This window comes from Nonomuraea sp. JJY05 (assembly GCF_043496855.1).
Lineage (GTDB): Bacteria > Actinomycetota > Actinomycetes > Streptosporangiales > Streptosporangiaceae > Nonomuraea.
Genome location: NZ_JBIEIS010000013.1, coordinates 1 through 21589 on the forward strand (window position 1 = coordinate 1; position 21589 = coordinate 21589).

Annotated in this window: 20 protein-coding genes; 10 read left to right on the plus strand and 10 right to left on the minus strand. The window is 71.4% G+C overall.

Annotation, left to right across the window (positions count from 1 at the left end):
- Positions 1-114: 114 nt before the first annotated feature.
- Both ACFKCF_RS21560 and ACFKCF_RS21565 read left to right on the plus strand, forming a co-directional pair.
- Positions 115-663, plus strand: coding sequence for a hypothetical protein (locus tag ACFKCF_RS21560; protein ID WP_394496064.1), 549 nt, complete (start codon positions 115-117; stop codon positions 661-663).
- A 44-nt stretch (positions 664-707) separates the two neighbouring features.
- Positions 708-2096, plus strand: coding sequence for a class II fumarate hydratase (locus tag ACFKCF_RS21565; RefSeq protein ID WP_394496066.1), 1389 nt, complete (start codon positions 708-710; stop codon positions 2094-2096).
- Here ACFKCF_RS21565 and trpD read toward each other — a convergent pair.
- A complete protein-coding gene (gene trpD, locus ACFKCF_RS21570) occupies positions 2090-3142 on the minus strand; it encodes an anthranilate phosphoribosyltransferase (protein ID WP_394496068.1) in 1053 nt (350 codons plus the stop codon). The two genes, ACFKCF_RS21565 and trpD, sit on opposite strands and share 7 nt — an antisense overlap.
- Before the next feature lie 237 nt (positions 3143-3379).
- On the opposite strand from trpD, the gene ACFKCF_RS21575 reads away from it, so the two are divergent.
- The 5 genes from ACFKCF_RS21575 to ACFKCF_RS21595 all read left to right on the plus strand — a co-directional run bounded on the left by ACFKCF_RS21575 (position 3380) and on the right by ACFKCF_RS21595 (position 9607).
- A complete protein-coding gene (locus ACFKCF_RS21575) occupies positions 3380-4132 on the plus strand; it encodes a 3-hydroxybutyrate dehydrogenase (RefSeq protein WP_394496069.1) in 753 nt (250 codons plus the stop codon).
- A gap of 115 nt (positions 4133-4247) precedes the next feature.
- Positions 4248-6134 carry a helix-turn-helix domain-containing protein gene (locus tag ACFKCF_RS21580; protein WP_394496071.1) on the plus strand — a complete coding sequence of 629 codons (1887 nt, stop codon included), beginning with the start codon at positions 4248-4250 and terminating at the stop codon, positions 6132-6134.
- Positions 6135-6189: 55 nt separating this feature from the next.
- The gene (locus tag ACFKCF_RS21585) at positions 6190-7464 is read left to right on the plus strand and encodes an MFS transporter (RefSeq protein WP_394496072.1); all 1275 of its coding nucleotides are present in this window, start codon (positions 6190-6192) and stop codon (positions 7462-7464) included.
- On the plus strand, positions 7461-8462 hold the full coding sequence (locus ACFKCF_RS21590; RefSeq protein ID WP_394496074.1) for an alpha/beta fold hydrolase: 1002 nt from the start codon (positions 7461-7463) through the stop codon (positions 8460-8462). Before ACFKCF_RS21585 ends, ACFKCF_RS21590 begins: the two co-directional genes overlap by 4 nt.
- Positions 8462-9607 carry an alpha/beta hydrolase family protein gene (locus tag ACFKCF_RS21595; RefSeq protein ID WP_394496075.1) on the plus strand — a complete coding sequence of 382 codons (1146 nt, stop codon included), beginning with the start codon at positions 8462-8464 and terminating at the stop codon, positions 9605-9607. Before ACFKCF_RS21590 ends, ACFKCF_RS21595 begins: the two co-directional genes overlap by 1 nt.
- Here ACFKCF_RS21595 and ACFKCF_RS21600 read toward each other — a convergent pair.
- The gene (locus ACFKCF_RS21600; protein ID WP_394496076.1) at positions 9597-11594 is read right to left on the minus strand and encodes a glycosyltransferase family 2 protein; all 1998 of its coding nucleotides are present in this window, start codon (positions 11592-11594) and stop codon (positions 9597-9599) included. The two genes, ACFKCF_RS21595 and ACFKCF_RS21600, sit on opposite strands and share 11 nt — an antisense overlap.
- A 70-nt stretch (positions 11595-11664) precedes the next feature.
- Positions 11665-12309, minus strand: coding sequence for a lytic transglycosylase domain-containing protein (locus ACFKCF_RS21605; RefSeq protein WP_394496078.1), 645 nt, complete (start codon positions 12307-12309; stop codon positions 11665-11667).
- A 342-nt stretch (positions 12310-12651) separates the two neighbouring features.
- Here ACFKCF_RS21605 and ACFKCF_RS21610 point away from each other — a divergent pair, with 342 nt between their 5' ends.
- The 3 genes from ACFKCF_RS21610 to ACFKCF_RS21620 all read left to right on the plus strand — a co-directional run bounded on the left by ACFKCF_RS21610 (position 12652) and on the right by ACFKCF_RS21620 (position 15451).
- Entirely contained in the window at positions 12652-13326 is a 675-nt protein-coding gene (locus ACFKCF_RS21610; protein WP_192788022.1) for a response regulator, read from the plus strand.
- Entirely contained in the window at positions 13323-14729 is a 1407-nt protein-coding gene (locus ACFKCF_RS21615) for an ATP-binding protein (RefSeq protein ID WP_394496080.1), read from the plus strand. Before ACFKCF_RS21610 ends, ACFKCF_RS21615 begins: the two co-directional genes overlap by 4 nt.
- 128 nt (positions 14730-14857) lie before the next feature.
- A complete protein-coding gene (locus ACFKCF_RS21620; RefSeq protein WP_394496082.1) occupies positions 14858-15451 on the plus strand; it encodes a hypothetical protein in 594 nt (197 codons plus the stop codon).
- Here the strand turns inward: ACFKCF_RS21620 and ACFKCF_RS21625 are convergent, their stop codons facing one another.
- The 7 genes from ACFKCF_RS21625 to ACFKCF_RS21655 all read right to left on the minus strand — a co-directional run bounded on the left by ACFKCF_RS21625 (position 15452) and on the right by ACFKCF_RS21655 (position 21588).
- Positions 15452-16720, minus strand: a complete 1269-nt coding sequence (locus ACFKCF_RS21625; RefSeq protein ID WP_394496445.1) for a PhoH family protein — start codon at positions 16718-16720, stop codon at positions 15452-15454.
- Positions 16721-16978: 258 nt separating this feature from the next.
- Positions 16979-17740: an isoprenyl transferase gene (locus tag ACFKCF_RS21630; RefSeq protein ID WP_364844543.1), complete on the minus strand. Its 762-nt coding sequence runs from the start codon at positions 17738-17740 to the stop codon at positions 16979-16981.
- 51 nt (positions 17741-17791) lie between these two features.
- Entirely contained in the window at positions 17792-18292 is a 501-nt protein-coding gene (locus ACFKCF_RS21635; protein ID WP_394496084.1) for a hypothetical protein, read from the minus strand.
- Between the two features lie 125 nt (positions 18293-18417).
- Entirely contained in the window at positions 18418-18789 is a 372-nt protein-coding gene (locus ACFKCF_RS21640) for a hypothetical protein (protein ID WP_394496086.1), read from the minus strand.
- The gene (locus tag ACFKCF_RS21645; protein WP_394496087.1) at positions 18786-19631 is read right to left on the minus strand and encodes a DUF692 family multinuclear iron-containing protein; all 846 of its coding nucleotides are present in this window, start codon (positions 19629-19631) and stop codon (positions 18786-18788) included. The genes ACFKCF_RS21640 and ACFKCF_RS21645 overlap by 4 nt, the downstream gene beginning before the upstream one ends.
- Position 19632: 1 nt before the next feature.
- Positions 19633-20517, minus strand: coding sequence for a TIGR04222 domain-containing membrane protein (locus ACFKCF_RS21650; protein ID WP_394496089.1), 885 nt, complete (start codon positions 20515-20517; stop codon positions 19633-19635).
- A 102-nt stretch (positions 20518-20619) separates the two neighbouring features.
- Positions 20620-21588 carry a TIGR04222 domain-containing membrane protein gene (locus ACFKCF_RS21655; protein WP_394496090.1) on the minus strand — a complete coding sequence of 323 codons (969 nt, stop codon included), beginning with the start codon at positions 21586-21588 and terminating at the stop codon, positions 20620-20622.
- Position 21589 lies beyond the last annotated feature (1 nt).

Consider the following 21589-nt stretch of genomic DNA (forward strand, 5'->3'; position numbering starts at 1 on the left):
GGGGGCGCGGGCGCTCCCGGCGGTCAGGCGCCCTGGGGCCCGGGTCCAGCCGGACCGGGGCAGGGTCCCGGTGCGCAGGCGCCCAGGGGTCCTGTGGGCGCGCCAGGCGGTCCGGTGCCCGGTGGCCCGGGCCGGGGGCCCGCGTCGGGGCCGCACGGGCCGGTGACGAGCCCGGGCACGCCCACCGTGCCCCGCAACGCCGCACCTCAGCGCCAGCCGCAATCCGGCCCCCAAGGCTCGCCTGACCCGGGGTTCGACCCCGAGCGGACGGTCAGCGTCCAGCGTCCCAAGGGCCCGTTCCCGCCGGCTCCGGAGCAGGGCAGGCCGCCGCAGGGGCCCGGCGACGAGGGCGCGGTCGTCACCACGCGCATCCAGCTCCCGCCCGCGCCCGGCCAGCAGGTCTATCCGCCCACCACACCGCCCGCGGGCCGGCAGCCCGCCCCTCAGCAGCCGAGCCCCCAACAGCAGCAGCAGCCGGCGCCCCCGCCGGCGGGCCAGCAGGTCCCGCAGCAAGGCAAGGGCCTTGGGACCGACCTGTTCGCCATCGCCGGGCAGCCGGAGCAGCCCTCGGGCAACCGCAACGGCATGCTGGTGCTCATGGCGGTGGCCGCCGCGGCCGCCGTGGTGATCGCCGTACTCATCGTCGCGCTCTTCTCCAGCTGACCCGCGCCGCGGCCGTAAGGCGGTCGTGGGTCAGACTGGAAGTCATGAGCGAGTTCAGAATCGAGCATGACTCGATGGGCGAGGTACGCGTGCCCTCAGGCGCCAGGTGGCGCGCGCAGACCCAGCGGGCAGTGGAGAACTTCCCGGTTTCGGGACGCCCTCTCGAGCCGTCCCACATAGCCGCGCTCGGCCTGATCAAGGCGGTGGCCGCCGAGGTGAACGGCGAGCTGGGCGTGATCGACAAGGACCTGGCCGAGGCCATCGCCCAGGCGGCGGCCGACGTCGCCGAGAACGAGCACGACGCCCACTTCCCCATCGACGTCTTCCAGACCGGCTCCGGCACCTCGTCCAACATGAACGCCAACGAGGTGATCGCGACGCTGGCCGAGGAGCGCCTCGGCCGGCCCGTGCACCCGAACGACCACGTGAACGCCTCCCAGTCGTCCAACGACGTCTTCCCCACCTCGATCCACGTGGCGGCGGCGACGGAGGTGACGTTCCACCTGCTGCCCTCGCTCAGGCATCTGGCGGCGGTGCTGCGGGAGAAGGCGATCGAGTTCGACGGGGTGGTGAAGTCGGGCCGCACCCACCTGATGGACGCGACCCCGGTGACGCTCGGCCAGGAGTTCGGCGGGTACGCCACCCAGGCCGAGAACGGCGCCCTGCGCGTGGCAGCGGCCCTTGAGCGCGTGCTGGAGCTGCCCCTGGGCGGCACGGCCGTGGGCACCGGCATCAACACCCCGCCGGGCTTCGCGCAGGCGGCCATCGCCAAGCTGGTCGAGGCCACCGGCATCCCGTTCGTCGAGGCCAGTGATCACTTCGAGGCCCAGGGCGCGCAGGACTCGATCGTCGAGCTGTCGGGCCAGCTCAAGGTGGTGGCCGTCTCGCTCACCAAGATCGCCAACGACCTCCGCTGGATGGGCTCCGGCCCGCGCGCCGGGCTGGCCGAGATCAACCTGCCCGACCTGCAGCCCGGCTCCTCCATCATGCCCGGCAAGGTCAACCCGGTGATCCCCGAGGCCACGACCATGGTCGCGGCCCAGGTCATCGGCAACGACGCGGCGATCACGTTCGCCGGCGCGTCCGGCAACTTCGAGCTGAACGTGCAGCTGCCGATCATCGCGCGCAACATCCTGGAGTCGATCAGGCTGCTGGCGAACGTGTCGCGGCTGCTCGCCGACCGCTGCGTCGCCGGCATCACGGCGAACGTCGAGCGCCTGCGCGAGTACGCCGAGTCGTCCCCGTCGATCGTCACCCCGCTGAACAGGTACGTCGGCTACGAGGAGGCCGCGAAGATCGCCAAGCAGGCCCTGGCCGAGCGCAAGACCATCCGCGAGGTCGTCATCGAGCGCGGCCACGTGGCCGACGGCACCCTGACCGAGGACCAGCTCGACGCCGCGCTCGACGTGCTCTCGATGACCCGGCCTCAGTGACCCGCTGACGCCTGGGCCTGCGTGGCGTGCGCCCACAGGGTGAGCAGGGACAGCGCGGCGCCGGAGTCGACCGCCTCCGCGGCCCGCTTGTAGGCCATGCCCAGGGCGGGCGTGAGGTCGGGTGCGGGCGGCGTGCCCTCGGCGGCCACCACGGCGGCGGCCGCGTTGAGCAGGACGACGTCCCGCACCGGGCCCCGCTCGCCCGCGAGCACCGCCCGCGCCACGGCCGCGTTGTGCCGGGCGTCGCCGCCGCGCAGGTCGTCCTGGCGCGAGCGCGGGATCGACAGCTCGGCCGGGTCGAAGGCGGTGGGCGTGACCGTGCCCCGGCGGACGACCCAGATCGTGGAGGGGCCCGTGGTGGTGAGCTCGTCGAGCCCGTCGTCGCCCCTGAAGACCAGCGAGGAGCAGCCGCGCTGGGCCAGCACGCCCGCGAGGACCGGCGCCATCCCCTGATGGAAGACGCCGACCGCCTGGGCGGACGGCAGGGCCGGGTTGGTGAGCGGGCCCAGGAAGTTGAAGACCGTGGGCACGCCCAGCTCGCGGCGTGGCCCGGCGGTGCGTCTCAGCCCGGAGTTGAACGCGGGCGCGAAGCAGAACGTGATGCCGACCTCGTCCGCGATCCTCACCACCGCGGCCGGCGGCAGGTCGATGACCACGCCCAGCTCTTCCAGCACGTCCGCCGCGCCCGCCAGCGAGGAGGCGGCCCGCCCGCCGTGCTTGACGACCTTGACGCCCGCGGCGGCGGCGACGATGGCGGCCATGGTGGAGATGTTCACGGTGTGGGCGCGGTCTCCGCCGGTGCCGACGAGGTCCACGGGGTCGCCGGAGACCCTGATCGCGGCGGATTTCAGGAGCATGCCGTCGGCCAGCCCGGACACCTCGGCCACGCTCTCGCCCTTGGCCCGGAGCGCGATCGCGAACGCGGCGATCTGGGCGTCCGTGGCCGTCTCGCCGATGATCTGCTCCATGGCCCATTTGGCCTGGAGCGAGGTGAGCGACCTGCCGTCGAGCAGCGTGCTGAGCAGTGCTGGCCAGGTGGTGTTCATGGTGAGCGCCCCTTTCGTCAGTGCTCGACGGGGGCGCGTACGACATGCGAGCGGCCGCCTCGTCGAGGCGGCCGGTGCGTATGCGCTGGGAGGTCCGCCTAGGAGGCGGGCCACCACTGGGACGAATACGCGGTCATGCGTTTCAAGATAGCAGATGCCGTGATCCACATAAGGCGGCACGGATCTATGTCGCCGGGACCCATGCGGCAGGGCGAGGCGACCACCTAGGGTTCGGGTATGGCGAAGGAGCTGACGGGGCGGACCGCGCTTGTGACGGGGGCGGGGGGCGGCATCGGGGCGGCCTGCGCCCGGCGCCTGGCCGCCGAAGGGGCGAAAGTACTGGTCGTCGACCTGCGGGCCGAGCCCGCCGACAAGGTCGCCGCCGAGATCGGCGGGGTGGCGGTGGTGGCCGATCTGAGCGATCCGGGGTTCGTCGCGGCGCTGCCTGACGAGCCGGTCGACATCGTGGTGAACAACGCCGGGTTCCAGCACGTCTCGCCGATCGAGGACTTCCCGCCCGAGGTGTTCTCGTCGATGCTGCGGGTGATGGTCGAGGCGCCGTTCCTGATCGCGCGGAAGGTGCTGCCCGGCATGTACGCCAGGGGGTGGGGCCGGTTCGTGAACATCTCGTCCGTGCACGGGCTGCGGGCCTCGCCGTTCAAGTCGGCGTACACCACGGCCAAGCACGGGCTGGAGGGCTTCTCCAAGGTCGTCGCCCTCGAAGGGGCGCCGCACGGGGTCACCTCCACCTGCGTCTGCCCCGCCTACGTACGGACGGGGCTGGTGGAGGCGCAGATCGCCGACCAGGCTAAAGTGCACGGCATCGAGCCGGACGAGGTCGTCGGGAACATCATGCTGCAGCCTGCCGCGATCAAGCGGCTGATCGAGCCCGAGGAGGTGGCCGAGCTGGTCGCCTACCTCTGCGGCCCCGCCGGGTCGTTCATCACCGGCGTCTCCCTCCCGATGGACGGCGGCTGGACGGCGCATTAGTGCGAGGGGGCGCCGTCGCCCGGACTGAGGAGCGCAGGGAGCGTGGCGACCGGAGCGACGAGGGAAGGCGACGGGTCCCGGCGACCGAGCCGCCGAGCGAAGCGAGGCAATAAGAGTGGTCAGACAGTTCCTGGAGCTGCTCGCGCGGGAGGCCTCGGCGGTCGAGTTCGAGAGGCCGATCATCGAGGCCAGGGCGCGGGGCGCGGACCCGGCCACGATCGAGGAGCTGGAGCAGGCCAAGGTCGAGGCGCTCAGGGTGCGCGACCTCCTCAAGCGGCGCGCCAGGCGCGAGGCCGAGCTGTCGGCCCTCTACGACACGGCCGGCGACCTGGCCGCGCTGCGCGACCTCGACGCCGTGCTGGAGGCCATCGTGCACCGGGCCAGGCAGCTGCTGGCCACCGACGTCGCGTACATGACGCTGCACGATCCCGAACAGGGCGACACGTACATGCGGGTCACCGACGGGTCGATCTCGGCCAAGTTCAGGGCGTTGCGGCTGGCCATGGGGGCGGGGCTGGGCGGGCTGGTCGCGCAGACGGCCACCCCGTACTCGACGGCCGACTACTTCGCCGATGCCAGGTTCCGGCACAAGCACCACATCGACGAGGCCGTCAAGGAGGAGGGCCTCGTCGCGATCCTGGGCGTGCCGCTGCGGCTGGGGCAGCGGGTGATCGGCGTGCTGATGGCGGCCAACCGCAGCGCGCGGCCGTTCCACCAGGAGGAGGTGTCGCTGCTGGCCAGCCTGGCCGCGCACGCCGCCGTCGCGATCGACAACGCCAGGCTGCTGCAGGAGACCAGGAACGCGCTGGAGGAGCTCTCCCAGGCCCACCGAACCGCCAGGGCGCACGGGGAGGCCGTGGAGCGGGCCGCGCTGGCCCACGACAGGATGACCTCGCTGGTGCTGCGCGGCGGCGGGATCGAGGACGTGGCGGCCGTGGTGACCGACGTGCTCGGCGGCTCGCTGGCCGTGCTCGACGATCTGGGGAGGCCGCTCACGGGAGACGTGGGTGAGCTCGACTCCGGGGTGTTCGAGTCGGCGCAGGCGTCCAGGGCGCTGGGGCGTACCGTGCGGAGGGGCGACCTGCTGATCGCGTCGGTGGACGTCGGCGGGGAGCCGCTGTGCACGTTGATCCTGCGCAGCGACGACGCCGACGAGCGCATCCTGGAGCGGGCGGCGCTGGTGTGCGCGCTGCTGCTGCTGTTCCGCAGGAGTGTGGCGGAGGCCGAGGGCCGGGTCAGGGGCGAGCTGCTCGACGACCTGATCTCCCGGCCCGGCTCCCCCGGTCTGGCCGACCGGGCCCGGCGGCTGGGCGTCGATCTCTCGGCGCCGCACGTCGTGGTCGTGGTGCGGCACGAGGGGCAGCGGGAGCGGGCCGCGTTCTGGGCCTCGTCGCAGGCCACGCTGCGGCACGGGCTCGCGGCCGGGCGGGCGGGCGAGGTGGTGCTGCTGCTGCCGGGGGAGAACGCGGGCGGCATCGCGCAGCGCGTCGCCGCCGAGCTGAGCGCGTCGCTGCAGGTGCCCGCCACGGCGGGCGCGTCGAAGATCCGTCTCCCGGATGCGACGGCCCGGCCGCCGGGCGGCGACGCGCTCGGTGCGGGCGACGTGGCGGCGGCGTACCAGGAGGCGCGCAGGTGCGCCGAGGCGCTGATCGCGCTCGGACGCGCGGGTGACGGCGCGAGCGCGGCCGAGCTGGGGTTCGTCGGGCTGCTCGTGGGCGACGGCCGTGACGTGCGCGGATTCGTCGGACGGGTGCTCGGCGCCGTGATCGACTACGACGCCCGCAGGGGCACCGCGCTGGCCGACACGCTGGCCGCCTACTTCGGCTCGGGCGGCTCTCCCTCTCGTACGGCCGAGGCCATGCACATCCACGTCAACACCGTCACGCAGCGGCTCGACCGGATCGGCAAGCTGCTCGGCGACGGCTGGCTGGAGCCGGAACGCGCGCTCGAGATCCAGCTCGCGCTCCGCCTGCACCGGCTCGGCCACACATCCACCCCATAGACTGTGGGCCCCGGCCCCATATAAGTGACGCCGGTCACTCCTTACCGTGACCGGCATGGCCACTTCCATCAAGAAGATCGTCGCCGCGAGCCTGATCGGCACCACCATCGAGTGGTACGACTTCTTCCTGTACGGCTCGGCAGCCGCACTCGTGTTCAACAAGCTCTTCTTCCCCGAGTCCGACCCGCTCACCGGCACGCTGCTGGCGTTCCTCACCTACGCCGTCGGATTCGTCGCCCGTCCGCTCGGCGGCCTGGTCTTCGGCCACTTCGGCGACCGGATCGGCCGCAAGACGCTGCTGGTCGTCAGCCTGCTGACGATGGGCGCGGCCACGTTCCTGATCGGCTGCCTGCCGACGTACGAGACCCTGGGCCCGTCCGCGGCGCTGCTGCTGACCGCGCTGCGGCTCGTGCAGGGCTTCGCGCTCGGCGGCGAGTGGGGCGGCGCGGTGCTGATCGTCTCCGAGCACGGCGACACGGCCCGCCGCGGCTTCTGGGCCTCCTGGCCGCAGGCCGGAGCCCCGGGCGGCAACCTGCTGGCCACCGGCGTGCTGGCGGCCCTGGCCGCCTGGCAGTCGGACGAGGCGTTCCTGGCGTGGGGCTGGCGGGTGCCGTTCCTGCTGTCGGGCGTGCTGGTGCTGATCGGCCTCTGGATCCGCCTGACGATCACGGAGTCGCCGGTGTTCCAGGAGGCCCCGCCGGAGAAGGCGGCGCCCATCGTGGGCGTGCTGCGCCACCACTGGAAGGACGTGCTCACCGCGATCGGCGCGCGCCTCGCGGAGAACATCTCCTTCTACCTGCTCACCGTCTTCGTCATCACGTACGCCAAGTCAGTCAAGATCGACAACTCCACCGTGCTGAACGCGGTGCTGATCGCCTCGGCCATCCACTTCGTCACGATCCCGATGTGGGGCGCGCTGTCGGACCGGATCGGCCGCCGCCCGATCTACCTGGCGGGCGCCGCCGGCATCGGGGTGTGGATCTTCGCGTTCTTCCCGCTCATCGACACCGGCAACTTCCTGGTGATCACCCTCGCCATCACCGTCGGCCTGCTCTTCCACGGCATGATGTACGGCCCGCAGGCGGCCTTCTTCTCCGAGCTCTTCGGCACGAGGATGCGCTACACCGGCGTCTCCATCGGCGCCCAGCTGTCGGCGATCGTGGCCGGCGCGCTGGCCCCGATCATCGCGGTCGCGCTGCTGAAGAGCTACTCGAGCAGCCTGCCCATCTCGGCCTACCTTGGTCTGGCGGCGCTGCTCACCCTGGGCGCCGTCTACGCCGCACGCGAGACGCAGGGCAGCGACCTGGCTGAGAGGATCCACGCGCGATGAAGGTCACCACGTCCAGACTCACCCAGAACGTCCTGACCGTCGAGGGCAGGGACACCGGCGAGCCGGTGCTGTTCGTGCACGGAAACGTCTCCTCGGCCGCCTTCTGGCGCGACAGCATGGCGGCGCTGCCCGCCGGCTACCGCCCGCTCGCGGTCGACCTGCGCGGGTTCGGCGAGAGCGACCCCGCGCCCGTGGACGCCACGAGGGGCCTGCGCGACTGGTCCGACGACCTGATCGAGCTGGTCGAGGCGCTGGACCTGGACGGCGTGCACCTGGTCGGCTGGAGCCTGGGCGGCGGCATCGTGCTGCAGGTCCTGCGCGACCGGCCGGCCGCCGTCAGGAGCGTCACCCTGGTCAACCCGATCTCCCCGTACGGCTTCGGCGGCACGCAGGGCCCGGACGGCCGCCTCACGCACCCCGATGGCACGGGGGCGGGCGCCGGCGCCGCCAACCCCGACTTCGTGGCCCGGCTCAAGGCGGGCGACATGTCGGACGAGTCCCCCACGTCGCCGCGCAGCGTCTTCCGCTCCTCGTACGTCAAGCACCCCGGGATCCCCGACGAGGACTTCTACGTACGCTCGATGCTCACCACCCGCGTGGGCGAGGCCAACTACCCGGGCGACGCCGTCACCTCCGCGCAGTGGCCCGGCGTGGCCCCCGGCAAGCACGGCATCCTCAACGCCATCGCCCCCACCCACTTCCGTCTGGACGACCTCCACGAGATCGGCCCGAAGCCGCCCGTCCTGTGGATCAGGGGCGCCGACGACGTGATCGTCTCCGACACGTCGTTCTTCGACCTGGCCCACCTGGGCGCGCTCGGCGTCGTGCCCGGCTCGCCCGGCACCCCGGCCCAGCCCATGGTGGCCCAGACCAGGGCCATGCTGGAGCGCTACGGCCCCTACCGCGAGGCCGTCATCGACGACTGCGGCCACAGCCCGCACCTGGAGCACCCTGAGGAGTTCCGGCGCCTGCTGACCGCTCACCTCGGGGGGTCGTGATGTTCGTCGCGCTCACCTTGGTGGCGAGCCTGCTCACCCCGGCGCCGCAGCTCACGGTGCCGGGCGCGGAGCAGGCCGTGGTGGCCACGCTGGACGACCTGACCACGGCGGGCACGGCCAAGACCGGCCACACCGACCCGGCCGACTGGGCCGGGCTGCACTCGGCCGCCACGGTCAACCCGACGGGCGTGCCCGGCATCCAGATCGACGGCTACTTCCCCGACACCTCCACCACCAACGCCACGCACGGCTGGAACCACGACTCCCAGTTCGTGATCAGGCTCCCCGAGCACTGGAACGGCGGCCTGGTCGTCAGCGGCACCCCCGGCAACCGGGAGCAGTACGCCAATGACTACACGATCTCCGACTGGGTGCTCGCCAAGGGATACGCGTTCGCCGCCACCGACAAGGGCAACGTCGGCGTGAACTTCCACGAGGACGGCCGGAACCCCGGAGACGCCATCGCCGAGTGGAACCACCGGGTCACCCAGCTCACGGTGGCCGCCAAGGCCGTCGTGAAGCAGCGGTACGGCAGCAAGCCCCACCGCACGTTCGTGGCGGGCATCTCCAACGGCGGCTACCTGGTGAGATGGCAGCTGGAGAACCGCGGCCGGCTCTACGACGGCGGCGTCGACTGGGAGGGCACGCTCTGGCGGGTCAAGGGTGACAACCTGCTGAACTTCCTGCCGCCCGCGCTGAAGGCGTACCCGGACGAGGCGGGGGTGCGGGCGGCCGGGTTCGCGGCGGGCTCGGAGTTCCTGTGGCCCTTCCACCGGCAGTACTACTGGGAGCTCACCCAGCAGCTCTACCAGAAGGAGCTGGACCCGTCCTACCAGGGCGCGGCGGCGGACTACGACTACGACCGGCGCAAGCCGTACGCGGCCGTGGCGAAGATCGCGCTGACCGGCCGGATCACCAAGCCGCTGATCACGATCCACGGGACGCTCGACACGCTGCTGCCGATCTCCCGCGACTCCGACGTCTACGCGAAGATGGTCGGCCCGCACCGGCCGTTCCGCTACTACCGCGTCGAGGGCGGCAACCACCTGGACAGCCTGGTGGACCTTTACCCTGACCGCCTGAAGCCCATGCTGCCGGTCTTCAGGAGCGCCTTCGAGGAGCTGGAGGGCTGGGTCAGTCCTTGAGGTAGCGGTGCCTGCCCGCGCGCGCCAGGCGCACCATGTGACGCGCGCCGGGCAGCCGCCTGCCGATCCGGTGCAGGACGGTGTCCCTGCCCATGGGTGAGCGCCGGCCCGGGTTGACCGCGGCGGCGGGCCGTACCTGGATCTTGCCCCTGCGCATCTCCAGCGCGAACCTGAGCCCGATCTCCTCCTCCGACGTCCGCAGCGACGTCAGCCAGGCGCCGGGGCCGAGCTGGTCGGGTGGCGCCATCATCCGCTTGACCGGCACCTTGGCCACCAGCTGCCCCGCGAGCCGGCCCGGCACCCCGGCCTCGACCAGGGCGGGCGCGCACACCTCACGGCCGCGCCGCCCGGTGCTGCGCAGCACCAGCTCCAGCGGCGGCCCGCCGCTCGGCGGCACGTACGGCACCGGCAGCACGACGTACACGTGCCCGTCGAGCCGCTTGACCTCCGCCCCGCGCGACACCAAGGCGATCGACTCGGAGAACGAGCGCGGCTCGACGGCCAGGCCCAGCTCGCCGTGGTCGGTCCAGCACGGCACCACCAGGCGCGTCCTGGGGCGCTGGGCCAGCACGCCCAGGCAGTTGAGCGGGCCCACCGAGCTGCCGACCCGGCTCCTGGCCTGGTTGGCGCCGCCGAACATGCGTACGTGCACCTCCCACTGGCCCGGCTTGAGCGGCTCGCCGACGGCGGCGGCGGTCACGTCCAGCTTGGCCTCGCCCCTGATCTGCACCCTGATCCGGCGGCGGCCGTCCTGGATGCGCTCCACGTGCTGAGTCAGGGGCAGGAAGTGGATCACTCCCGTGTCGGTGTGGCGCACGTACAGCTCAACGCGGGCCCGCTCGACCGCCTCGGTGACGTCGGTGACGCTCTCGTCCAGGGCCTTGGTCTCCAGCGAGCGCGGCGGGATCCAGTGCAGGCGCTCGCCGTCCTCCCGGTACCTGTCCGGCGTGCCGTCGCCCGCCAGGACCTCCACGGTCAGCGCGAGCACCAGCACGTGGGCGTCCCAGCGCATCTCGGTCAGGTCGGCGCGGAGCCCGGCGCGCTTGGAGGAGTTCGACAGGAGCACGATCTGGTCCAGGCGGCCCATGCGCACGTACGCGGCCACCACGCGCAGCTGGACGGGCAGGTAGCGGTCGAGCCGCTCCGGGAAGCGCGCCTCGACCAGTTCCTGCACCACCCGGAAGTGCAGGCCCCGATCCACCGACGAGTCGGCGAACCTGGCGGTCAGCAGCGGGCGCAGGACGGCGTAGCGGAACCAGTGGGCGTACATGCGGTCGCGCTGGCGGCCCTCGCCCACGCAGGTCTCGATGTCGGCGAGCAGCCCGGTGAGCTCCTTCACCATCGCCCGCGGCTCCTCCTCGGCCCCCGGCCGGTCGCCGAGGTGGCAGCAGACGTGCTCGGCCAGCACGGCGATGACCTTGGCGTACAGGTAGGCCCGCATCACGAACGCCTGCTCGGCCATCCTGCCGCCGGGCACGCTGAAGCCCAGCTCGTGCTCCTCCAGGAAGGCGCGGCGGTAGAGCTGCTGCGGCACGAGCAGGTGGAGCAGGCGGTCGCGCAGGATGTCGGCGCGGGCCGTGCCGCGCTCGAAGGCGGCCATCGGCGGCCCGAAGTCGCGGATCAGGCGGCCGACCAGCACGTCGGCGTCGGTCTCCACGGCGCGCTCGTGCATGCGGGCGACCGCGTCCTTCTCCAGACGGTCGCCCTGGTCGAGGAAGTAGACATAGTCGCCGGCGGCGGCCGCGAGGCCCACGTTGCGGCCGCGCATGGGCGTCCCGGTGTGCGGCAGGTGCAGCACGCTCACGTTGTCACGGGTCGTGGCGATGGTGTCGAGGCGCTCGCCGATCCCGTCGGTGGAGCCGTCGTCCACGAAGATCACTTCGTACTCGTCCGGGGGCATCGTCTGCTCCAGGGCGGAGCGGATGCACGCGTCGGCGGTGGCCCCCGGGTTGTGGACGCTGACGATCACACTGACCTTGACACCCATGCGGCCAGAGTGGGCCCGCATGCACGTTCGGGCGCGGCGGCTTGCCGATTAGAGAGGGAAAGTTGACCCTCTAATACCAACCCACCGACTGTGAGTGTCCCCAGGCGCCGCAGGGCGTGCCGTAGCGGCCCTTGATGTAGCCGAGGCCCCACTTGATCTGGGTCGCGGCGTTGGTCTGCCAGTCGCTGCCCGCGCTGGCCATCTTGCTGCCGGGCAGGGACTGCGGGATGCCGTACGCGCCGGAGTAGCGGTTCATCGCCCGCTCGTTCCAGCCGCTCTCCTTCTGCCAGAGCCGCTCCAGGCAGCCCCACTGGTCGTCGCCCCAGCCCATGGAGGCGAGCATGGCCTTGGCGGTGGCCTTGTTGCTGCCCGGTGAGGGGTCGCTGCCCGGCGGGAAGTTCGCGGCGGGGAACCCGTCACCGCCCGGCGCCTTCTTCGGCACCACCCAGTCGATGTCGGGGTTCTTGCCCGCGGAGACCCGGCCGTCCTTGAGCTTGTCCGCCTTGTATGCCTGCTCGGCGGCGTTCTTGCGCGCGTCGTTCTCGGGATCGGGCGTGTAGAAGCTGCCGCTGGCGATGGCGCCCAACTGCTCGGCCGTGAAGGGCGTGACGGCCGGCCTCTTGGCGTTCTCGATGGCGCGGTAGGCGACGAAACCGCCTCCGCCGACCACGACCACCAGCGAGACGGTGGTGATGACCACCGCTTTCGCGCTCACGCGCTTCTTGGGCCGGCGCGCCGGGGGGAGGTCTTCCTTCGGCGGGCGCTCACTCAACTGCGGACCGGGGCTCACGAACCATGAGCTTGCCCTGTAGTGGGGGGTGGTTCGCAACCGAAACGCGGGAATCGCTTGGGACCCCGTTGGCTAACTTGCTGGTAAGCGTGGCGTTTCCGAAATAGTGTGATATTGCTCACACAAAGGACGGCTGCCCCTCAGAGGCCCGCAAACCGAAGGGGGCCCGCTTCCAGGGTGCCGCGGCTACTTCGGTGTCCCTTCTGTGACACGTCACAGTTTGATGACTTACTTCGGGCATTCGGGACATGGAATAATAATTTGTGCGTGGCTGGCATCCTCCTGGTTGAAGACGACCCCTCGGTCCGCATGGCTCTTGAGCTGGCGCTGACCCGGCAGGGGCATTCCGTCACCTCGTACGCGACGGGCGAGGAGGCACTCGACCACATCAGGGCCCGCCGCCCGGAGATCGCGATCCTCGACGTGATGCTCCCCGGGATCGACGGGATCGAGGTCTGCCGCCGCGTACGCAAGCTCGACCAGCTCCCCGTCATCCTGCTCACGGCCCGCGGCGACGACCTGGACGTGGTGGTCGGGCTGGAGGCCGGCGCGGACGACTACGTGGTCAAGCCGGTCGAGCCCCGGGTCCTGGACGCGCGCATCCGCGCCATACTGCGCAGGGCCGAGTCCGCCGCCTCCGACCGCATCACCTTCGGCGACCTGGTGATCGACCGGGGCGCGCTCAAGGTCATGCTGGCCAACAAGGAGATCCACCTGACGCCGACCGAGCTGCGGCTGCTGCTGGAGCTGGTACGGCACCCGGGCCAGGTGCTCAACCGCCGCTACCTGCTGCGCGAGGTATGGGATCACACGCACATCGCCGACTCGCGGCTGGTGGACGCCTGCGTGCAGCGGATCCGGGCGAAGATCGAGCCGAAGCCGGCCGAGCCCGTGTTCATCCACACGGTGCGCGGATTCGGCTACCGCTTCAGCCCTCCGTGATCCCCCTGCCCACGGGGCTGCGCGCCCGCCTCGTCATCACGTTCACGCTCGTCGCCGTCACCGCCTCGCTGCTGGTCGCCACCATCGGCTTCGAGCTGGCCAAGACGGCGCTCGTGACCCGGGAAGAGAACACCTCGCTCGATCTCGTGATCAGAGAGCTGGGCAGCATCACGTTCCCCATCGGCAAGCTCGCGGCCGGCGAGGCCGCGCCGACCATCAAGGAGCTGGACCGCGTCGCCGCCGGGCTGAGCGGGCCGGGCCGCAGCGTGATCGTCGAGTACGGCACCATGGTCGCCACCGAGGGCCCCATGACCATGAGCGACGTGCCCAACGAGCTCTACGGCCGGGCCAAGCAGAGCGTGGTCGTCCAGCGCAAGATCATCCGCAACCAGCTCTGGCTCATCGTCGGCGCCGAGGTCTACCGGGACATCGACGGCACGCCCCAGGCCACCGGGCTGCGCGCGTTCGTGTTCTTCCCGATGCAGGGCGACGAGAACCAGCTCAACACGCTCAGGGCCACGCTCACCCAGGCCGGCGCCGCCATCGTGCTGATCGCCCTGGTCGTGGCCCTGCTGTCGGCCAGGCAGGTGCTGCTGCCGGTCAGGCGGCTGAGCGCGGCCGCGCAGGCTCTCGGCCAGGGCCGGCTGGACACGCGCCTGCCCGTCCACGGGCAGGATGAGCTGGCCGAGCTGACCGCCAGGTTCAACGACGCGGCCGCGGCGCTGGAGCTGAGCGTGGCCGAGCTGCGCTCGCTGGAGGCCATGTCGCGCAGGTTCGTGGCGGACGTCTCGCACGAGCTGCGCACGCCCCTGACCGCCATGACCGCCGTGGCCGACATGCTCTCCGAGGAGGCGGGCCGGCTGCCGGAGGCGCCGGCTGAGGCAGTCCGGCTGGTCCTCAGGGAGATCGAGCGCCTGCGCGAGCTGGTCGAGCACCTCATCGAGATCAGCCGCTTCGACGCGGGCACGGCCACGCTCAACGTCGAGCCGGTGAACGTGGCCGACGCCATCGCGGACTGCCTGGAGGTACGCGGCTGGACCGACCAGGTCGAGGTGAAGGCGTCCCAGGGCTTGACGGTGAACCTCGACCCGAGGAGGTTCGACGTCATCGTGGCCAACCTGGTCGGCAACGCGCTCAAGCACGGGCAGCGCCCCGTCATGGTGAGCGCCAGAGCCACGGAGAACGGCCTGGAGGTGAAGGTGCGCGACCACGGCAAGGGCATACCGCGCGAGGCGCTGCCGCACGTCTTCGACCGCTTCTTCAAGGCCGGCGCGGGCCGGGCCCGCAGTCAGGGCAGCGGCCTCGGCCTCGCCATCGCCAGGGCGAACGTCCACCTCCACGGCGGCACGATCTCCGTACGCCCACAGAATCCCGGCACGCTCTTCACGGTCTGGCTCCCATGACCGCTCCTGTGTTCATGGCCTCCCCTCCGCGGAGACGCGCTCGGTCGCCTCGATGCCGCCGCCTTCCCCCGCTCTGGTCGCTTCGCTCCCGCCACTCCTCCAGGCGACGGCACTCCCTCGCGGTGTTCATGGCCTCACTCCGTGAGGCGCGCTCGGTCGCCTCACGCCGCCGCCTTCCCCCGCTCTGGTCGCTTCGCTCCCGCCACTCCTCCAGGCGACGGCACTCCCTCGCGGTGTTCATGGCCCTCCTGCTCGCCCTGACGGCCTGCGGTATCTCGCCGACGGACGTTCAGGATCGGGGCAACGCGCCCACCATCAAGATCCCGCCACCATCCAAGACGATCTTCCTGATCAGGAACGGCAAGCTCGCCCTGGAGGCGGCCGACGTCGAGAACGACACCGTCGCCAGCCTGCTCGGCGCGCTCTTCGCGGCCTCCTCGCAACCTCTGGACGGCGGCCGGGACACCGCGCTGCGAGGGTTCACGTACCTGGGGATCAAGGACTCGCTGAACCCCGTGCAGCGCGACGAGGTCCAGCTGCCACGCACCTCGACGCTGACCGTCTACATCAGGGGCGAGGGCACGCTCACCAGGCTCGGCATGGCGCAGATCGTCTGCACTGCCCAGCAGGACGCGGCGTACGAGATGGTGAAGATCGTCCGGGAGAACGTGAACCGCCCCTCCAAGTCGGAGGGGCAGCACACCTGCGGCGAGCTCAAGTGATCACATCGTGATGTCCTCGAGCATCTCCGTCACCAGCGCCGCGATCGGAGAGCGCTCCGACCTGGTCAGCGTGACGTGCGCGAAGAGCGGGTGGCCCTTCAGCTTCTCCACCACCGCGACCACGCCGTCGTGCCGGCCAACGCGGAGGTTGTCGCGCTGGGCCACGTCGTGGGTGAGCACGACGCGCGAGTTGGCGCCGATCCGGCTCAGCACGGTCAGCAGCACCCCGCGCTCCAGCGACTGGGCCTCGTCCACGATCACGAACGCGTCGTGCAGCGACCGGCCCCGGATGTGCGTCAGCGGGAGCACCTCCAGCATGCCCCTGTCGAGCACCTCCTCGATCACCTCGGGTGAGGTGATGGCGCCGAGCGTGTCGTAGACCGCCTGCGCCCACGGGCCCATCTTCTCGCCCTCGGTGCCCGGCAGGTAGCCGAGCTCCTGGCCGCCCACGGCGTACAGGGGGCGGAAGACGACCACCTTGCGGTGCTGGCGGCGCTCCAGGACCGCCTCCAGGCCCGCGCAGAGCGCGAGCGCCGACTTGCCGGTGCCGGCCCGGCCGCCCAGCGAGACGATGCCGATCTCCGGGTCCATCAGCAGGTCGAGCGCGATGCGCTGCTCGGCGGAGCGGCCGTGCAGGCCGAACACCTCGCGGTCGCCGCGTACGAGCTTCACCGACTTGTCCGGCTGCACCCTGCCGAGCGCCGAGCCCTTGGCCGACAGCAGCCGCAGGCCGGTGTGCGCCGGCAGGTCCCTGGCCTCCTCGAGGTCGGCGCTGCCCTGGTCGAAGAGCACCTCGACGTCCTCCGCGGTCACCTGGACCTCGGCCATCCCCGTCCAGCCCGACTCGTGTACGAGCTCGGCGCGGTATTCCTCGGCCGCCAGGCCGATCGAGGCCGCCTTGACCCGCAACGGCAGATCCTTGGACACCAGGACCACGTCGCAGCCCTCGGCGGCCAGCGAGCGGGCCACGGTCAGGATGCGGGTGTCGTTGTCGCCAAGGCGGAACCCGACGGGCAGGATCGACGGATCGCTGTGATTGAGCTCAACCCTGATCGTGCCGTCCCCTGTGGGCATCGCCTCGTCCAGCCTGCCGTACTGGATCCGCAGGTCGTCGAGGTAGCGCAGGGCCTTCCTGGCGAAGTAGCCGAGCTCGGGATGATGCCGCTTCCCCTCCAGCTCGGTGATGACCACGATCGGAAGGACCACGTCGTGCTCGGCGAAGCGTGTCATTGCCGCCGGGTCGGCTAGCAGGACCGACGTGTCCAGCACGTACGTGCGCTTGGCCGACAGGTGAGTAGGGTTGCTCGAGGACACTGCCACACGTTCTCCCCCGGGCGCCCATAAGCGCGAGCGCCCTGCAGACGAGGCGGGAATCGGACCGGACCCGCTTCCCCGACCGCGAGCTGCCGTCGGCGCCGGGTACCGGCCCCCCTCGGCAGATCTTGGTGCAAAGGCGGGCCCTCTCCGAAATGTCCGGCCTGCGGTCGGACATTTACTACGTTACGTTCTTAATGCCCCGTTGTCGCGTCATGAACCGTAACGTCGGTGTCTCGCAGCGTAGTCGCGCAGCGCCCGCAGGAAATCCACCCTGCGGAAGTCAGGCCAGTAGGCCTCGTGGAAGTAGAACTCAGAGTGAGCGCTCTGCCAGAGCATGAAGCCGGACAGGCGCTGCTCGCCCGAGGTCCGGATGAGAAGGTCCGGGTCGGGTTGGCCGCGAGTGTAGAGATGCTCCGCGATGTGCTCCACATCGAGCACCTCGACGAGGTCCTCGATGCTCGCCCCTTTGCTCGCTTGCTCCTGGAGCAGTGAGCGCACCGCATCGGCAATCTCACGCCTTCCTCCATACCCAACTGCAACGTTCACAATCAGGCCTGGACGGTGTGATGATGCTTCCTTTGCGTTTTTCAGGACATTCGCCGTCCGGTCCGGCAGCAGATCCAGCGCGCCGACCGGGCTGATCCGCCAGCCCTCCTCCACCAGCTCCTGCGTCACGTCCTCGATGATGCGCAGCAGGGGCTCCAGCTCCTCCTTCGGCCGGTTGAGGTTGTCGTTGGACAGCATCCAGACCGTGACGACCTCGACACCCGTCTCGCGGCACCAGTTGAGCAGCTCCGAGATCTTGTCCGCGCCCTTGCGGTGGCCGCTGGCGACGTCACGCATGCCCATCGCGCGTGCCCAGCGGCGGTTGCCGTCGATGATCACCCCGACGTGCCGGGGGATGATGTCCTTCGACAGCTTGGACTCCAGCCTGTGCTCATACAGCCGGTAGACCAGATCGCGCAGGCCCACGGAGTGCCTCCCCAGCGGTTGCCTTCGGTCGCTTGACCCAACAGGCAATTATCACCGCGAATCGCCCGTGCCTGCTCCGTCTAGCGGATTCCTCGCTAGATCTCTACCTTCTAGACATCCTTCCGCCTCATTTACGAGGTTCCGGACGAATACCGACAGCTCCGACGACGTCAGCACCGCCCGCATGCCCACGCCCGTCGAGCCCCACGCCTCCACGTACGCCCTCCTGGTCAGCCGCCACTCGCCCTTGGCGGCCTGCCACACGGGGATCGTCCTGAGCTGGCAGCGCAGCTCCCCGCCGCCCACCAGTCCCGCTCTGGTGCGGTAGCGGAAGGAGAACAGCTCGCTGTCCGGCTCCTCGTCGGGGAACCTGTCGTCGGGGTCGGTCCACCGCCTGGCCGCTCCGCGTCCCTGACGGGCCTCGTCCACCCCGCGCGCCAGGCGCGCGAGCAGCCAGCCGCACCGTTCTCCGACGCTCCCGTACGGCGTGCCGTCGCGTTGCAGCTCAAGGGTGACCTCGTACGGCGTGCCGACGCTGTCCTTGCATGCCACTGGCGTGACGGTCAGATAGGAACCGTCGACACAACGCAATCCCCCCATTCTCTGACGGTTTCCGGCCGAATGTCGGCTAAACCGGCTATACCGGATCCGCCCCTGACCAGTTGTGGCCAGGGGAATCACCGCAGAAAACGCGACCACCAGCGGGGTTTGGGCGGTGGATCGGGCATGCGGCCGCGCTCGCGCAGCCAGGCGGCGAAGTCGTCCGCGTCGGTGCGGTAGCTGGGCGGCGGCTCGCTGCGGGAGCGGGCGTAGGCGGCGAACTCCGCGGCCAGGTCCGGGCCCGCCGCGGCGGCGGCGTCGGGCCGGATCCTGGCCACGATGCCACGCCGCTTGGCGACCAGGCTCGACGCCTGCACCCGCATCCGCTCCGGGTCGAACCCCTGGGGCAGCTCCGCGCCGGCGACGAGCGCCGCCACGAGCCTCTCCTGCGCCTCGGCCAGCCGCCGCCGTGCCTCCTCCAACCCCTCGGCCTGGTGCCGGTCCGTCATCCGGGCTCCCCGGCCGCGGACATCGCCGTGCGGATCCTGGCCAGCTCGTCGCCCAGGGCGGCGTCGCTCGGGTACTCGTCGTCCCACTCCAGCAGCACTCCCGGCGGGGTGGCGCGGGCGCACAGCTCCGTGAGCAGGTCGAGCACCGGCTCCGGCGCGGAGGTGGTGTGCGTGTCGTGCCAGATGCCGTGGTGCTCGTACCCGCCGGCCACGTGGACGTACGCGAGGTGCTCGAGCGGCAGCGCGTCGAGGGCGTCCGTGGCCGACAGCCCCAGGTTGAATTGGTTGGTGTAGAGGTTGGCCACGTCGATCAGCAGGCCGACCCCGGTGCGCTCGACCAGCTCGGCGAGGAACTGGGCCTCGGTCAGCTCGTCGTCCGGCCAGCCGAAGATGGCGGCGACGTTCTCCAGGGCGAGCGGCACCGGCAGCGCGTCCTGGGCCCTGCGCACGTTCGCGGTGATGACCCGCAGGGACTCGCGGGTGCGCGGCACGGGCAGCAGGTGCCCGGCCTCGATGCCGCCGCCCCGTACGAACGCCAGGTGCTCGCTGACCAGCGGCGAGTCCAGCGCCTCGGCGCAGGCGGCCAGGTGGGCGAGCCTGGCCGGGGAGGGCGGCTCGGCGCCGCCGACGCCGAGCGACACCCCGTGCGGGACCACCGGCAGGCCCCTGGCGCGCAGCACGCGTAACGACTCGGGAAGGTCGGCGGGCCTGATGTTCTCGGCGACGACCTCGAGGAAGTCGACGCCGGCCATCCGCTCGATGGACAGGTCCAGCTCGGCCCGCCAGCCGATCCCCACCCCCAGCTCGACCCCGGTACGCTGCCGGGCTCCCGGCTCGGCCATGTCAGCTCCCTCCTCCCCCGCAACCACCGCCGCCGCAGCCGCCCGCGCCGCCGCAGCCGCCGTCTCCTGAGCTGCTGCATCCGCTGTTTCCCAGGTATCCGCCACCGTACGTCGGCCGCCGCCTGGACCGGCCGGCTGCCTTGGCCACCCGCAGGTCGGCCTTCAACCGCGCGCTTGGGCCGTACAGCGCGGTGTACACCTTCCCGTCCCCCGAGCCCAGCGGGTGCGTCTTCCTGGCGTTGCCGAGCCGCTCGACCCCGTGGGTGGTGAGCCTGTGCCGGCGGGACTTCCTGCCGTTGGCGATCGCGGCGGCCGCGCCCGCACCGGTGATCGCCAGGGCGACCAGCGAGCACATCAGGAGCGGCTTCGTGCCCTCGGTGAGCACGGTGACCGCGGCCGCCACGGCGCCCGCGAAGGCCAGCGCCGACACGAACCGGAGCCCGGCTGCCAGCCGGCCGATCCGCCTGGCGCGGTCGGCGGGCAGGAGCAGGCCGGCGTCCGTGAGGTGGCGCTCGAGCTCGTCCATCGCCAGGCTCCTGCGCACCTCGACCTTGAGGGCGGACGACGGGAGCCCGGACCGGCCGGCGACGGTGGCCAGCGCCACCTGCTCGACGGGGTCCCGCGACACCGATGGCGCGTGGACGCTGTGCACGTGCCCCCCGCGGGACACGCGCAGATCTCCCGAGCCGGTCAGGAGCGCGACCGCCGCGCCGGCCACCTGCTGCGGGCCGCCCGCCAGAAAGGCGAGCTCGTAGTTGCTCAGCTTCTGGCCCATGGCGCGAGTACGGGACGTCGTCGGGACGGCGTGCTCGCGTTTGATCGCGGAGGCGGTGGTGAAGGCTATCGCGGCCAGAGCCACCGAAAGGATCAGCAGGAACAGGTCCATTTAGGCCTCCCTCCGTACAGCCGAAAAAGGCTGGTTATCGGAAGGACGCGTAAGGCGCAGGTAAAGGTTTCGTTCTGCTCATTTAGATTATTCGAATTTCCGTCAGCTGCTTCCGCCGCCGCAACTCGAACCGCCGCCGCCGCAACTCGACGAACTCCCGCCGCAACTCGACGATCCGCCGCCGAAGTCCATGCCGCCGAAGCCGCCGGAGGAGTCGCTGCCGAAGGTCGAGCCGTCGCCGCCGCCGTAGGTCCCGCAGGCCCCGGCGCAGTCGCCTCCCGGGTCACCAGCGGACAGTTCGTCGCACAGGCTCTGGTCCCCGGCGTCCTGCAGCCCGTACAGCGCGACGGGTATCCCGACGGCCATGGCCAGGGAGCTCTGGTCGTAGACGCCCCTCGGGTGGTGGCCGCGGGCCGACCGCAGGACCTCGCGTCCCTCCCTGGTGAGGACGTTGCGCAGCCTGCGGCGCTGCCGGGCGAGCGCGGCGAGCGCCGAGAAGAGCGCGATCGCGGTGAAGAACAGCACCCCGAGGAACACCGGCTCCTTCGCCGCCAGCCCGGCGGCGGCCAGCGCGATCACCAGCAGCGCGAACCCGCCCGCCACGCCCACGGCCGCCTTCTGCAGCTTCCTGCGCCGCCACGCCGTACCGAAGGCCTGCTCCGGCACGATCAGGCCGCGCGCCTGGAGGCCGCCGGCCAGCCCGGCCAGCGCCGGATGCGTCTCCAGCGCACGCCGCAGCTCGCCCGCCCGGTAGCCGCCCGGCCGCGCGGCCAGCGTGTCCAGCACGGCCTGCTCGATCGGCACCGGCGAGGGCCGCGCGCCGTGGACGGCAGTGACCTGCGACCCGCGAGACACGCGAACGGCGCCGGCCCTCGCGAGGACGGCCAGCGCCGTGTTGATGGTTCGCCGTGGCCCGCCGGACAGGTAGGCCAGCTCGTAAGGGGACAGGTCGTGACCGCGGCCGGTGGGCGCCGGTTCGCTGACGCGCCTGCGCTCGCGCTCGACGCTCTGTTCCGCCACGTTGACCAGGAAGACCACGCCCAGCGCGGCGAAGAGCAGGAAGTAATCCACG

Coding starts and splice junctions, on each gene's coding strand:
- trpD (WP_394496068.1), bottom strand. CDS start 3,142: ATGAACACCACCTGGCCAGCACTGCTCAGCACGCTGCTCGACGGCAGG.
- ACFKCF_RS21565 (WP_394496066.1), top strand. CDS start 708: ATGAGCGAGTTCAGAATCGAGCATGACTCGATGGGCGAGGTACGCGTG.
- ACFKCF_RS21590 (WP_394496074.1), top strand. CDS start 7,461: ATGAAGGTCACCACGTCCAGACTCACCCAGAACGTCCTGACCGTCGAG.
- ACFKCF_RS21650 (WP_394496089.1), bottom strand. CDS start 20,517: ATGGACCTGTTCCTGCTGATCCTTTCGGTGGCTCTGGCCGCGATAGCC.
- ACFKCF_RS21600 (WP_394496076.1), bottom strand. CDS start 11,594: ATGGGTGTCAAGGTCAGTGTGATCGTCAGCGTCCACAACCCGGGGGCC.
- ACFKCF_RS21645 (WP_394496087.1), bottom strand. CDS start 19,631: ATGGCCGAGCCGGGAGCCCGGCAGCGTACCGGGGTCGAGCTGGGGGTG.
- ACFKCF_RS21585 (WP_394496072.1), top strand. CDS start 6,190: ATGGCCACTTCCATCAAGAAGATCGTCGCCGCGAGCCTGATCGGCACC.
- ACFKCF_RS21640 (WP_394496086.1), bottom strand. CDS start 18,789: ATGACGGACCGGCACCAGGCCGAGGGGTTGGAGGAGGCACGGCGGCGG.
- ACFKCF_RS21575 (WP_394496069.1), top strand. CDS start 3,380: ATGGCGAAGGAGCTGACGGGGCGGACCGCGCTTGTGACGGGGGCGGGG.
- ACFKCF_RS21620 (WP_394496082.1), top strand. CDS start 14,858: ATGGCCTCACTCCGTGAGGCGCGCTCGGTCGCCTCACGCCGCCGCCTT.
- ACFKCF_RS21595 (WP_394496075.1), top strand. CDS start 8,462: ATGTTCGTCGCGCTCACCTTGGTGGCGAGCCTGCTCACCCCGGCGCCG.